General features: G+C 68.3%; 12 protein-coding genes. 7 read left to right on the top strand and 5 right to left on the bottom strand.

Annotation, left to right across the window (positions count from 1 at the left end; all coding sequences use genetic code 11):
- Window positions 1–35 precede the first annotated feature (35 nt).
- From KKR01S_RS05635 to KKR01S_RS05620, 4 genes are all read left to right on the top strand, one after another.
- Entirely contained in the window at window positions 36–401 is a 366-nt protein-coding gene (locus KKR01S_RS05635; RefSeq protein WP_058730862.1) for a HesB/IscA family protein, read from the top strand.
- Window positions 402–715: 314 nt separating this feature from the next.
- Window positions 716–1582 carry an aa3-type cytochrome oxidase subunit II gene (ctaC, locus tag KKR01S_RS05630; RefSeq protein WP_061225510.1) on the top strand — a complete coding sequence of 289 codons (867 nt, stop codon included), beginning with the start codon at window positions 716–718 and terminating at the stop codon, window positions 1580–1582.
- 10 nt (window positions 1583–1592) lie between these two features.
- The gene (gene ctaD / locus KKR01S_RS05625; protein ID WP_061225509.1) at window positions 1593–3296 is read left to right on the top strand and encodes an aa3-type cytochrome oxidase subunit I; all 1704 of its coding nucleotides are present in this window, start codon (window positions 1593–1595) and stop codon (window positions 3294–3296) included.
- A gap of 15 nt (window positions 3297–3311) precedes the next feature.
- Window positions 3312–3713, top strand: coding sequence for a cytochrome c oxidase subunit 4 (locus KKR01S_RS05620; RefSeq protein WP_058730865.1), 402 nt, complete (start codon window positions 3312–3314; stop codon window positions 3711–3713).
- Window positions 3714–5235: 1522 nt separating this feature from the next.
- Here KKR01S_RS05620 and qcrB read toward each other — a convergent pair.
- Genes qcrB through ctaE form a run of 4 tightly spaced genes read right to left on the bottom strand, consistent with a single transcriptional unit; the run spans window position 5236 to window position 9501 of the window.
- Window positions 5236–6867 (bottom strand): cytochrome bc1 complex cytochrome b subunit, encoded by a 1632-nt coding sequence (gene qcrB / locus KKR01S_RS05615; protein WP_058730866.1) that lies wholly within the window; start codon window positions 6865–6867, stop codon window positions 5236–5238.
- Between the two features lie 2 nt (window positions 6868–6869).
- Entirely contained in the window at window positions 6870–7961 is a 1092-nt protein-coding gene (qcrA, locus tag KKR01S_RS05610; RefSeq protein WP_061225508.1) for a cytochrome bc1 complex Rieske iron-sulfur subunit, read from the bottom strand.
- 55 nt (window positions 7962–8016) lie between these two features.
- A complete protein-coding gene (gene qcrC / locus KKR01S_RS05605; RefSeq protein ID WP_058730868.1) occupies window positions 8017–8808 on the bottom strand; it encodes a cytochrome bc1 complex diheme cytochrome c subunit in 792 nt (263 codons plus the stop codon).
- A gap of 54 nt (window positions 8809–8862) precedes the next feature.
- On the bottom strand, window positions 8863–9501 hold the full coding sequence (gene ctaE, locus KKR01S_RS05600; RefSeq protein WP_058730869.1) for an aa3-type cytochrome oxidase subunit III: 639 nt from the start codon (window positions 9499–9501) through the stop codon (window positions 8863–8865).
- Between the two features lie 257 nt (window positions 9502–9758).
- On the opposite strand from ctaE, the gene trpD reads away from it, so the two are divergent.
- Window positions 9759–10838: an anthranilate phosphoribosyltransferase gene (gene trpD, locus KKR01S_RS05595; RefSeq protein ID WP_058730870.1), complete on the top strand. Its 1080-nt coding sequence runs from the start codon at window positions 9759–9761 to the stop codon at window positions 10836–10838.
- Window positions 10839–10860: 22 nt separating this feature from the next.
- Here the strand turns inward: trpD and KKR01S_RS05590 are convergent, their stop codons facing one another.
- Window positions 10861–11265, bottom strand: coding sequence for a DUF3054 domain-containing protein (locus KKR01S_RS05590; protein WP_081046185.1), 405 nt, complete (start codon window positions 11263–11265; stop codon window positions 10861–10863).
- A 205-nt stretch (window positions 11266–11470) separates the two neighbouring features.
- On the opposite strand from KKR01S_RS05590, the gene KKR01S_RS05585 reads away from it, so the two are divergent.
- Both KKR01S_RS05585 and KKR01S_RS05580 read left to right on the top strand, forming a co-directional pair.
- The gene (locus KKR01S_RS05585) at window positions 11471–11950 is read left to right on the top strand and encodes an NfeD family protein (protein WP_058730871.1); all 480 of its coding nucleotides are present in this window, start codon (window positions 11471–11473) and stop codon (window positions 11948–11950) included.
- A 64-nt stretch (window positions 11951–12014) separates the two neighbouring features.
- Window positions 12015–13190, top strand: coding sequence for an SPFH domain-containing protein (locus tag KKR01S_RS05580; RefSeq protein ID WP_058730872.1), 1176 nt, complete (start codon window positions 12015–12017; stop codon window positions 13188–13190).
- Window positions 13191–13286: the final 96 nt, after the last annotated feature.

Raw genomic sequence — 13286 nt, 5'->3', positions numbered from 1 at the left:
TCCGCCAGATCCCCGATCGGGAAAGGAACACGACCATGAGCGTCGCCACCGAAGAGACTGCCACCGAGATGCCCACCCACGGGGTGACCCTGACCGAGGTCGCCGCCGAGAAGGTCCGCTCCCTGCTCGAGCAGGAGGGCCGCGAGGACCTGCGGCTGCGGGTCGCCGTGCAGCCGGGCGGCTGCTCCGGGCTGATCTACCAGCTGTACTTCGACGAGCGCGTGCTCGACGGCGACGCCGTGCGCGACTTCGACGGCGTCGAGGTCATCGTGGATCGGATGTCCGTGCCGTATCTGGACGGCTCGACCATCGACTTCGAGGACACCATCCAGAAGCAGGGCTTCTCCATCGACAACCCCAACGCCCAGGGCTCCTGCGCCTGCGGGGACTCCTTCCACTGATCCGCCCACGCGGATTCCCGAGCGTAACGTGGCCCGCATCCCCCCTCCCAGGAGGGCGGATGCGGGCCGCGTTCGCGTGCGGCTGCTGCCCCGGGATCACGCGGCGGCGCGGTCCTCGAGACCGGGATGTCGCAGCCGGGCGAGGCGCGCGACACGGGATATCCTGATGACACAGTGTCAGTGCGAACTCGCAGGTGCGGGTAAGCTTCTGAAGAGAAAACCAGGCTAGGGTCGGTCCCGGCTTCCCCTCCGGGAGGCACACCGGACCGCCCCTGCGCCGCATCACACGCATGGATTTAGAGGAAGGGCAGTCTGTGAGTTCGCAGCATCGAACCGGCTCCCGGTGGACCAAGACGCTCGTCGTCGGGGCATCGGCCGCGGCCACCCTGCTGATGACGGGGTGTTCGGACGTCGCGCAGCGAGGCTTCCTGCCGACGCAGCGGGGCACCACCAACCACGTGGACACGATCATGGATCTGTGGATCGGGTCGTGGATCGCGGCGCTGGCCGTGGGCCTGATCACCTGGGGTCTGATGCTGTGGTGCATCATCGCCTACCGGCGTCGCAAGAACGAGACCGGGTACCCCAAGCAGGTGGGCTACCACCTGCCGCTGGAGATCTTCTACACGCTGGTCCCGATCATCCTGATCGTCAGCCTCTTCTCCTTCTCCGATCGCGTCGAGCGCGAGGTGGACGCCCGCTACGACCACCCCGACGTCACCGTCGAGGTCTACGGCAAGCAGTGGGCCTGGGACTTCAACTACGTGGACTCCAACGTGCACACCTCCGGGGCGCAGGCGGACCTGACCGGCAAGGAGGGCGTCGAAGAGAAGCTGGACACCCTCTACCTGCCGGAGCACTCCAAGGTCGAGCTGCAGCTGAAGAGCCGCGACGTCAACCACTCCTTCTGGGTTCCGGCGTTCCTGCAGAAGCTGGACACGATCCCCGGCCAGACCAACTACATGAGCTTCACCACCGGCGGTACGGGGGAGTACCAGGGCAAGTGCGCCGAGCTGTGCGGTGAATACCACTCCGAGATGCTCTTCAAGGTCAAGGTGGTCTCCCAGGAGGACTACCGGAAGCAGATGGAGCTGTTCGCCGACGAGGGTCACCCGCAGAACCACGGGATCCTCGGCGACGAGTACAACCGGAACCCGAACAAGACCAAGACCGACCAGTAGGGAAGCACCGATGTCTACCTTCGAGTATTCAGCGGACCAGACCCAAGTTGCTCCGCGCGCCGTGCCCCGCTCCCGCGGGCGCATCGTCGTCAACTGGCTGACGTCCACCGACCACAAGACCATCGGGTACATGTACCTGATCGCGTCCTTCACCTTCTTCTGCCTCGCCGGCGTGATGGCGCTGATCATGCGCCTGGAGCTGTTCGAGCCGGGGATGCAGATCCTGGAGACCAAGGACCAGTTCAACCAGCTGTTCACGATGCACGGCACCCTGATGCTGCTGATGTTCGGCACGCCCGTGTTCGTCGGGTTCGCCAACGTCATCGTGCCCCTGCAGATCGGCGCGCCCGACGTCGCCTTCCCGCGGCTGAACGCGCTGGCCTTCTGGTTCTTCCTGTTCGGCTCGCTGGTCGCGATCGCCGGGTTCCTCACCCCGCAGGGTGCGGCCTCCTTCGGCTGGTTCGCCTACGCCCCGCTGAACTCCACCACCTACAGCCCCAGCGTGGGCGGCGACCTGTGGGTCTTCGGCCTGGCGCTGCAGGGCTTCGGCACCATCATGGGCGGCGTCAACTTCATCACCACGATCCTGTGCATGCGCGCCCCGGGCATGACCATGTGGCGCACCCCGGTGTTCACCTGGACCACCCTGATCACCGCGATCCTGATCATCATGATCTTCCCGCCGCTGGCCGCGGCGCTGTTCGCCCTGGGGATGGACCGTCGCCTGGGCGGTCACATCTACGACGCCGAGAACGGCGGGCCGATCCTGTGGCAGCACCTGTTCTGGTTCTTCGGGCACCCCGAGGTGTACGTCCTGGCGCTGCCGTTCTTCGGCGTCGTCTCCGAGATCATCCCGGTGTTCTCCCGCAAGCCGATCTTCGGCTACAAGGGCCTGGTGTACGCGACCATCGCGATCGCCGCCCTGTCGGTGACCGTGTGGGCGCACCACATGTACGTGACCGGCGCCGTGATGCTGCCGTTCTTCTCCTTCATGACGATGATGATCGGCGTGCCCACGGGCGTGAAGTTCTTCAACTGGATCGGCACGATGTGGCAGGGTTCGATGACCTTCGAGACGCCGATGCTGTGGGTGTTCGGCTTCCTGCTGACCTTCCTGTTCGGCGGCGTCACCGGCATCATCCTGGCCACCCCGCCGCTGGACTTCCACCTGTCCGACACCTACTTCGTGGTGGCGCACTTCCACTACACGATCTTCGGCACCGTGGTGTTCTGCGCCTTCGCGGCGACCTACTTCTGGTGGCCCAAGTTCACCGGCAAGATGCTGAACGAGCGCCTGGGCAAGATCCACTTCTGGCTGCTGTTCATCGGCTTCCACACGACCTTCCTGATCCAGCACTGGCTGGGTGTGGACGGCATGCCGCGTCGCTACGCGGACTACATGGTCGAGGACGGCTTCACCTGGATGAACCAGATCTCCACGATCGGCTCGATGATCCTGGCGGTGTCGATGATCCCGTTCTTCTGGAACGTGTACATCACCACCCGCTACGGCAAGAAGGTCGAGGTGGACGATCCCTGGGGCTTCGGCGGTTCGCTGGAGTGGGCGACCTCCTGCCCGCCCCCGCGGCACAACTTCACCGCCCTGCCCCGGATCCGCTCCGAGCGCCCCGCGCTGGATCTGCACCATCCGGAACTGTCCACCAACCACGACGTCGCCGCGGCGGCCCGCAAGGCCGCCTCGGTCAGCGCCTAGGGGAGGAGACACGCTATGCGCATCACCGGTCTGATCTTCGGAGGCCTCGCGGTCTTCCTGGTCCCCGTGGCCATCGTCTACGGCTTCATGACGGGCTTCGAGGAGTGGGTCGGATTCCCCGCCCTGCTGCTGACCGCCATCATGTGCGGGTTCCTGGCCTTCTTCATCTTCTTCACGGAGAAGCACCACCCCGATCAGCCGTCGGACAACCTGGACGGTGAGATCGTGGACGCCGCCGGGGACTACGGGTTCTACTCCCCGTGGAGCTGGTGGCCCCTGATGCTGGGCATCGTCTGCGCCATCGCCGTCGTCGGCATGGCCGTGGGCTGGTGGATCCTGGCGATCGCGGCCCCGCTGGCCGTGGTCGGCCTCGTCGGCTGGGTCTACGAGTACAACCGCGGGGCCCACGCCCACTGACACCCCTCCGCCGCGGATCCCCGGTGTGGGGAACCGCGGCCGCCGGGTAGGTACCGGCACGATACGGGAGCGTCCCCCTCGGTGCAGAGCATGCTCTGCACCGAGGGGGACGCTCCTTTTTCGTATGCTTGCGCCCCTGTGCCCCTGTCTGATGCCCTCGCGGGGCCGCTGCGCTCGGAAGCCGGCTTTCTTCTCCCGGCCCGCGGCCTTGCGGGGATGCGCACGCCTCGGGCCCGCGGACAGTCTGCCCGAGGGGCGTCCGTTCTCGTGGCGAGCAGCTGTCGCCGTGGCGCCCGTCGATGCCGGGCCCCGCCGGGCGCCATCGGCCCGGTGGGGGACCGGGGACCATCTGCCGAGGGCTGCCTCATGCTGGAGCCCCCCGCAGGGTCCGATACCGGTCCCACGGGCCCCGGTTCTCCGCCGGAGGCAACCCTCTGTCTGTCCCCTACGGGCGAGCCAAGTCGGGGGATCCGGGTGGTCTCGTTCCCGGACTGACCCTGGGCCGATCCCAGACCGACGGGGGCGACGCTGGGCCGACCGGGGAGTGCTCCTCTGGTTTTCGCCAAACCGTCGGCGCCATGCCGGAAGCCGGGGCGGGTCCCCGGCAGAAGGACCTACCCCGGATCATCGGATGCAGGACGCCCGCCCCGCGTCCGGCTCCGGCGATGCCTTCCCGGTGATGCCGCGTGCCCGCAGCGTCGTGAGTGCAGCACTCCCGAGTGCGTTGAGATGAGGGTTTAGTGCTGGGGTACACTGTTCGTTCTCAGGTGCGTCCCGTCGTGCGGTATCCCAACACGATCCCCGCATCTCAGCACGCATCCGGTATCTCCGCGGGGGCGGGGAGAGAGACGAGTCAGGAAGCGACGCCCAGGACGCTGGATCGGCCCTGCGGCTCCTGCGGCTCTCCCCGGCGGGGACCAAATCCACCGTGTGACCGCACGTACTCAACGTGATGACCGAGACCCGACCGAGAGCCTGCCCCTCGTCCCCTCTCGCGCTCCCACCTGGAGCCGGGCACCGCGCCGCAGCACCCGCCCAGCCCGGATATGGCACCCCCGGCCTGCGCCCGCCGCGCCGGCCCCGTGCTCCAGCGCCTCTCTGCGTCTGTGTGCGCCTCCGAACGCAAGTCAGCGGGCAGCCCCGCAAGAGTGGTGACGGTGGGCCGACGCCGCCAGAGGGGGCGCCGGATCCGCTCCGGGACAGGGCACCGGCTCCGGAACAGGGACCTCAGGGCCTCGCCAGTGCGGCGCAGGGCGACGTGGAGGCGAGGGCGGGTCCCCGTTCGGACCCGGTGGGTGTGTGCCGGCCGGGTCTCACGTCATGAGCACCAGGGGACCGGAACCGGCATCGGCCGCGTTTGGGGACGGGTTCGTCGCTTCGGGACGGGGTATTCCGGTCCCGAAACGACGAACCCCTCCCGAACGGCCCGCGAGGTGAGCCCGGTCCGAACCCGGCCCAGAGTATGCGAAGAGACCCCGCGCATCAGCCGATGCGCGGGGCCTGTCCAGACCGGGGGAGCGGATCAGTGCTTCTCGTCGGACTCCAGCTCGTGGTGGTGCTGTGCCGCCTCCAGCTCACGCGGGGTGACCGGGGCGACCCGGTCGTGGAAGAACAGGCGGGACAGGGCCCCGCGGATCTTCTCCTTGCCGCCGATCTTCCCGTCCTCATCCGGGGTGGCCGGCTGGTAGACGGGGGACTCGAAGGAGACCAGGCGGTACCGGTCGTACTCGTTCAGCGGCTCGTGGATCTCGATGAACTCGCCGTGCGGCAGCTGGACGACCCGACCGGACTCGACGCCGTGCAGGACCAGCTCCCGGTCCTTGCGCTGCAGGGACAGGCAGATCCGCCGAGTGATCTCGAAGGCGATGAACGGGCCGAAGAAGAACAGGAACCGCAGCACGTAGAGCACGTCGTTGAAGGCCACGTGGAAGTGGGTGGCGATCAGGTCGGAGCTCGCGGCGGTCATCATCACGGCGTACCAGGTGATCCCGGCGACCCCGGCACCCGTGCGGAACGGGGCGTTGCGGGGACGATCCAGGATGTGGTGCTCCCGGTTGTCCTTGGTCACCCACCGCTCCAGCCACGGCCAGGTGAAGAACACGCCCAGCAGGATAGCGGCGGGGATCATCGGCAGCAGGACCGCCAGGACCCAGGTGCCGCCGGCCTGCAGCTGCCAGTGCCACGGCCAGGAGCCGGGCATCAGGCGCAGGGCGCCGTCGACCCAGCCGATGTACCAGTCCGGCTGCGTACCGGCCTGCACGGGGGAGGGATCATAGGGGCCGTAGTTCCAGATCGCGTTGATCGTGGTGGTCGCCCCGAGCAGGGCGATCACGCCGAAGACGATGAAGAAGAACCCGCCGGCCTTCGCGGCGTAGACGGGGCCCACGGGGAAGCCCACGACGTTCTTCTCGGTCCGGCCCGGACCCGGGTACTGGGTGTGCTTGTGCACGACGACCATGAACAGGTGGATGGCCACCGTCAGCAGGATCAGGGCCGGCACGATCATGATGTGCAGCGTGTACAGGCGCCCGATCACGTGGTGGCCCGGGAACTCCCCGCCGAAGAAGAACAGGGAGAGGTAGGTGCCGACCAGCGGGATCGCCTTCATGACGCCGTCGATGATGCGCAGGCCGTTGCCGGAGAGCACGTCATCGGGCAGGGAGTAGCCGGTGAACCCGGCGGCCATGGCCAGCACGAACAGCGTGCCGCCGACGACCCAGTTCAGCTCGCGCGGGCGGCGGAAGGCGCCGGTGAAGAACACGCGCATCATGTGCACCGCGATCGCGACGACGAACATCAGCGCGGCCCAGTGGTGGACCTGGCGCATGAACAGCCCGCCGCGGGTCTCGAAGGAGATGTCCAGCGCCGAGGCGTAGGCCCCGGACATCTCCACGCCCTTCATGGGCACGTAGGCGCCGTCGTAGATGACGGTGTCCATGGTGGGGTTGAAGAAGAAGGTCAGGTAGGTCCCGGACAGGATGAGGATGACCAGGCAGTACAGGGCCACCTCGCCGAACATGAAGGACCAGTGATCCGGGAAGATCTTCCGGCCGAACTCCTTGATGATCCCGGACATCCCGACGCGGGAGTCGACGAAGTTGGCAATGCGGCCGGTGCGGGTCTCCGGCTGGTATTCGGTCACAGCGTTGGACATGATCAGGCCTCACTCGCCATTTCTTTTTTCTGCTTGCCGCGCTCCCAGTAGGCCGGGCCGACGGGCTCGTGGAAGTCGCTGCGCGCCTCCAGGTAGCCCTCGGCGTTGACCCGGATGGGCAGCTGGGGCAGGGCGTGCGCGGCGGGGCCGAAGATGACCTCGCACTCGTGGGAGGCGTCGAAGGTGGACTGGTGGCAGGGGCACAGCAGGTGGTGGGTGCGCTGCTCGTACAGGGCGATGGGGCACCCGACGTGCGTGCAGACCTTGGAGTAGGCGACGATGCCGTCCACGTTCCAGTCCTCGCGGCCCTTGGAGACGTGCATCTCCTCGGGCTTCATGCGCATCAGCAGGACGACGGCCTTGGCCTTCTCCTCCAGGTAGCCGTCCTGGTGGGAGATCCCGAGGATGTTCTCCGGCAGCACGTGGTAGGCGGAGCCGATGGTCACGTCCGCGGCGCGGATGGGGGTCCCGGAGGGGTCCCGGACCAGGCGCACGCCCTCGCCCCACAGGGTCTGCTTGAGCACGCCGGGGTTGATGGGGCCGAGCTCGCGGAACAGGGTCACGAAGGTCAGCGGCGCGAGGATCACGGCGCCGATCAGGGTGTTGCGCAGCAGCGGGCGGCGCTTGACCCCGGACTCCTCGATGATGGTCTCCACGATCTCCTGGGCCTCGGCCCGGTCGGGCTCGGCGGAGATCTCGTGGCGCATCTCGACCATCTCGTGATCGGGCATCAGGCTGCGGGCCCACTGCACGATCCCGACGCCGATGCCGAACATCGCGAAGGAGATGCCCAGCCCCAGCAGCAGGTTCTGCAGGCGCAGCCGCGCGGTGGGATCGGGATCCATGACGTCGTAGATGTCGCCGTCCACGCGGACCCCGAAGAAGCCCACGAAGAACAGCAGCGAGCCCAGCATCGAGAGCACGAACAGCCAGGAGACGCGGTGCTCGGCCTTCTTGGCGGCCTTCGGATCCACATCCGTCAGGCGCGGACGGTGGTGGGGAAGCCCCGGATCGGGGAACGAGCCCTCGCGGTGCTGATCGGAGGTAGCGACGGCGCCGGAGCTCTCCGGTGCTGCGTCACGATGGTTGCCCATGTGTTCCTCTATCTTCCTAGGTACGAATTCTTGTGTGTGAGCGCGGCCTGTCCGCTCAGGCGGAGCGGGAGGTCAGCCAGACGGTGAAGGCGATGACGATGCCCAGCCCGATGGTCCAGATGAACAGGCCCTCGGAGACGGGGCCCAGGGAGCCCAGCGCGAAGCCGCCGGGGGTCGTGTTGGTCTCCAGGGACTTCAGGTAGGTGATGACGTCGCGCTTCTCCTCGGGGGTGATGTTCGCGTCGTTGAACACCGGCATGTTCTGCGGGCCGGTCTCCATGGCCTCCCAGATGTGCTTCTCGGAGACGCCCATCAGGGTCGGGGCCCACTTGCCGCGGGTCAGCGCACCACCGGCGCCGGCCGCGTTGTGGCACATGGCGCAGTTGGCCAGGAAGACCTTGGCGCCGTTGGCGGCGTCGCCCTTGGACACGTCCACGTCCTCGTCGTCGGGCACCCCCGGGCCCGCGCCGAGGGAGGCCACGTAGGCGGCGAGCTGCTTGATCTGCTCGTCGTTGAACTGGCCGGGCTTGACCTGGGCCTGCACCCCCTGCATCTCCAGCGGCATGCGCCCGGTGCCGATCTGGAAGTCGACGGCGGCAGCGCCCACGCCGATCAGCGACGGGCCCGCATCGGTGCCGGCGGCCTCGGTGCCGTGGCAGGTGGCGCAGTTGGCGCTGAACAGCTTCTCACCCTGCTCGATGTCCTGGCTGGTGTACGCGGCGGTGTCAGCCTGGGCCTGGTTGGAGGCGGTGGCAACTGCGTAGAGACCGCCGGTGAGCACCAGGGCGATGGCCAGGAGGACGACGGCCGCCAGCGGGTGACGCCGCTTCTGGGAAAGTGCCTTCACGTCAATGATCCTTCGGTGTGTGAGTGAGTACGTGGGGGAGCCCGCGGGACGGTGCTACTTCAGGAAGTAGACGACGGCGAACAGGACGATCCACACGACGTCGACGAAGTGCCAGTAGTAGGACACGACGATCGCGGAGGTGGCCTCGTAGTGCCCGAATCGCTTGGCCACCAGCGCCCGTCCGATGATGAACAGGAACGCGATGAGCCCAGCGGTCACGTGCAGCGCGTGGAATCCGGTGGTGATGTAGAAGGCCGAGCCGTAGGCGTTGGCGGCGATGGTCACGCCCTCCTGCACCAGGGTCGCGTACTCCATGGCCTGCAGGCTCACGAACACGGCGCCCATGATGAAGGTCAGGAAGAACCACTCGACCATGCCCCACTGGCCGATCTGGAAGATCGAGCCGGTGCGGCGGGCCTTGAGCTGCTCCGCCTTGAACACGCCGAACTGGCAGGTCACGGAGCTGAGCACCAGGACCACGGTGTTGCCGAAGGCCAGGGGCACGTCCAGCAGCTTCGTGTCCTCCGCCCAGATCTCCGGCGAGGTGGCACGCAGCGTGAAGTACATGGCGAACAGGCCGGCGAAGAACATCAGCTCGCTGGCCAGCCACACCACCGTGCCTACGGACACGATGTTGGGCCGGTTCAGGGTCGGTGCCGCCGACTGACTGGGGGTATGGGATGCAGTTGTCACACAGACATTATGTCGGTAAAACTCACAGGCCACCAACAGGCGCGCCCATGTCGACCCCTCGGCGTGTCCCTCACAGGGCCTGCGGCCCGCCGAATCCCGCGTGTTTCCGGCCGCCGACCATCGTAAAGATCACGTAACCCGTACCGGCGCGGATGGCAAGGGCAGGGGAGCGGTTCCCAGCAGACTCCCAGAACACGTGCGGATGCTCCCCAGGGTGGCGGCGCACCCTGCGCGCGTGTTCTCCTAGTCTTTAAGGCATGACGACGCAGCAGAGCACCGGAACCAGCTGGACGCAGCTCCTCCTCGCCATCGAACGGCGGGAGGACCTCACCGAGGAGCAGGCCGCCTGGGCCATGCGCGAGATGATGAGCGGGAGTGCGGACCCCGTGGTCGTGGCCGGATTCCTGGTCGGGCTGCGCACCAAGGGGGAGACGGCCGCCGAGCTGCGGGGCCTGGCCGAAACCATGCTCGCCATGGCCCGGCCCTATGCCGGCTCACGGGAGGCCGTGGACATCGTGGGCACGGGCGGGGACCGGCACAACACGGTGAACATCTCGACGATGGCGGCCCTGACGATCGCCGGCGCGGGGGAGAAGGTGGTCAAGCACGGCAACCGCGCCTCGACCTCCGCGACCGGCTCCGCGGATGCCCTGGAGCGCCTCGGGGCGCCCCTGGATGCCCCCCAGGAGCGGATCGAGGCGGCCGCCGACGCCGTCGGATTCAGCTTCCTGTTCGCCAACACCTACCACCCGGCGATGCGCCACATCGCCCCGGTGCGCCGCGCCCTCGGCGTCCCGACCGTGTTCAACGTGCTGGGGCCGCTGGCCAACCCCGCCCGGGTGCGCTCCTCGGTGATCGGCGTCGCGGACCCGAGGATGGCTCCGCTCATGGCGGAGGTCTTCGCCCGCCGCGGGGACCGCGCCCTCGTCTTCACCGGCGCCCGGAACCTCGATGAGCTCAGCCTGATCGGGCCCAACGAGATCTGGGAGACTGCGGACGGGCAGATCCAGCGGGTGCGCCTGGAGCCGGCGGACGTGGACCTGCCCGGAAACACCCTGGAGGACATCACCGGCCGGGACGCCGCGCACAATGCGGAGGTGATCCGCCGGGTGCTGGCGGGGGAGCCGGGTCCCATCCGGGACACCGTCGTGCTCAACGCCGCCGCCGGGCTCGTGGCGCGCCGGGCGGACGTCGGCCGCCCGCTGGCCGAGCGGATCGTCGAGGCGATTCCGCGCGCGCAGCGGGCCCTGGATTCGGGGGCCGCGCAGCGGTTGCTGGAGCGCTGGATCCGGTTCCTGACCGATGGAGAGCTCGACGAAGACACAACCTCAGCTTGAGGTTGACCTCTGCCGGATGTCCTCAGGGGCAACGGCGGGCGAGCAGCCGCCCCAGCGCACGGTGCCCGAGCAGGAAGATCCCGGTGACGATCAGGGTCACGACGACGAAGCTCCAGTGTGTGCCCTCACCGACGAGGCGGCGCAGCACCATGCCGAGCAGCACCGTGCCCAGCCACACGACGATCCCGGTGGGCCAGAGCCCGCCCGGGGCGCGCCAGGCGCGGCAGACCAGCCAGGTGACGGCCAGGCCGACGAGGAACGGCCAAGCCGTCACCGGGGTGCCCAGCAGATCTTCGCCGTGCGAGAGCCTGCCGAGGCCGGCGAACACCACGACAGCGAGAACGTCGGCCGTCAGAACGGGCCACACCGCCCGCGTCGGCGCGGCGTCGGAGGATGATGCGGTGGTGCGGGGATGCCGAGAGCTCATGATCTCCGAATCTACCGGGGACCTCGTTTCGAGCCGCATCCGCCGCCGCCGGAGGAGGGGCGCTCCGCGCTCAACTTTACATAATGTCGATTATCGGCGTGTTATGGGGCGGCGGGATCCCGCGCATGAGGTGGCCCTCGGTGCCCGGATTCGGCAGGATGGTGAGCACGAGCCGACATCGCCACCGGAGAGGAACCCACCCGCCATGTTCGACTGGTTCGCACAGAATCCCTGGGCCCTGTGGCTGCTGGTCGTGCTCCTGCTCGGCGTGATCGAGATGTTCTCGCTGGAGTTCGTCTGCCTGATGATGGCCGGCGGCGCGGCGGCCGCCGCGGTGACCGCCGTCGCCACCGGTTCCTGGCCGATCCAGGTGCTGGTGTTCGCCGCGGTCTCCCTGGCCCTGCTCGGTCTGGTGCGCCCGTCCATGGTCCGGCGGCTGAACCGCAACACCCCGGAGACCCGCAACAACGCCGAGGCGCTGGTGGGTCGACCCGTGCAGGCCCTGGAGCGGGTCACCGGCCTCCAGGGGCTGGTGCGCCTGGAAGGCGACGTCTGGACCGCTCGCAGCGCGGGCGGGCTGAGCCTGGACACCGGCGCCTTCGGACGGGTCGTGCGCATCGACGGGGCGACCGCTGTGGTCGACCCCGACGCCGATGCCGGCGAGTCCTCCGTCTCCGCCCACTGACCCTCGACACCATCCACCATCACCGGCGGGGCCGCGTCCCCTCCCTGACCCCCGAGGAGAAACCATGAACGGCGGAACCGCAGGACTGATCCTGCTGGCCCTGCTCATCCTGTTCGTCGCGGTCGTGCTGTTCAAGGCCGTGCGCATCATCCCCCAGGCTCGTGCCGGGATCGTCGAGCGCCTGGGCAAGTACCACACCACCTTGAACCCCGGTCTGCACTTCACGGTGCCGTTCATCGACCGGGTGCTGCCCCTGATCGACTTGCGCGAGCAGGTGGTCTCCTTCCCGTCCCAGTCCGTGATCACCGAGGACAACCTCGTGGTCGGCATCGACACCGTGGTCTACTTCCAGGTCACCGATCCGCAGGCGGCGACCTACGAGATCACCAATTACATCCACGCCGTGGACGAGCTGACCAGCGCGACCCTGCGCAACGTCGTCGGCGGGCTGAACCTGGAGCAGACCCTGACGTCCCGCGATCAGATCAACGCCGAGTTGCGCGGGGTCCTGGACTCGACCACCGGGCGCTGGGGGCTGCGCGTGTCCCGCGTGGACATCAAGGAGATCACCCCGCCGGCCTCCATCCAGGATTCGATGGAGAAGCAGATGCGCGCCGAGCGGGACCGGCGTGCCGCGATCCTGACGGCCGAGGGCGAGAAGCAGTCCCAGATCCTCACCGCGGAGGGTGAGCGCCAGGCCGCGATCCTCTCCGCGGAAGGCGACGCGAAGGCCGCGATTCTGCGGGCCGACGGCGAGGCTCAGGCCGTGCACAAGGTGTTCACCGCGATCCACCGGGCTAAGCCGACCCAGAAGCTGCTCAGCTACCAGTACCTGCAGACCCTGCCGAAGCTGGCCGAGGGCAGCGCGAACAAGCTGTGGTTCGTGCCGACCGAGCTCGGCGACGCCCTGCGCGGCATCGGCAAGGCCTTCGGCGACGGCACCCCCGGGGATCCCCTCTCCCCCTTCGGCGGGACGGATGAGCAGGAGCCCGCCCCGGAGCCTGAACCGGAGGACGAGCCGATCGTGGACAGCCCAGAGCTTCGCATCACCGATGAGGACCTCACCGCGGATCCCACGCGCACCAGCGTGGATCCCGACGAATTCGAGATGCCGCCCTCCAGCATCGACCCGGAGGCCCCGGCGTCCGCGGCGGATCCCTTCCCCCGCACCCCCGCCTCCGGCACCGCAGCCGAACCCGAGGCCGGCGCCGAGCCCGACGAGGGACCCGCCCGCTCCTGAACCGCCGGTGCGGGTCGGCCCAGGATGAACCGGGCATCCCGGGGAATAACGGGCCGGTCCGTCCGGTTGTAGGGTGACAGAAAAGCGCGTCCCCGG

It is taken from the genome of Rothia kristinae NBRC 15354, from assembly GCF_001570865.1.
GTDB classification, from domain to species: Bacteria; Actinomycetota; Actinomycetes; order Actinomycetales; family Micrococcaceae; genus Rothia; species Rothia kristinae.
The sequence above is the reverse complement of the archived record's forward strand: the minus strand, read 5'-3'. Positions and strand labels throughout refer to the sequence as shown.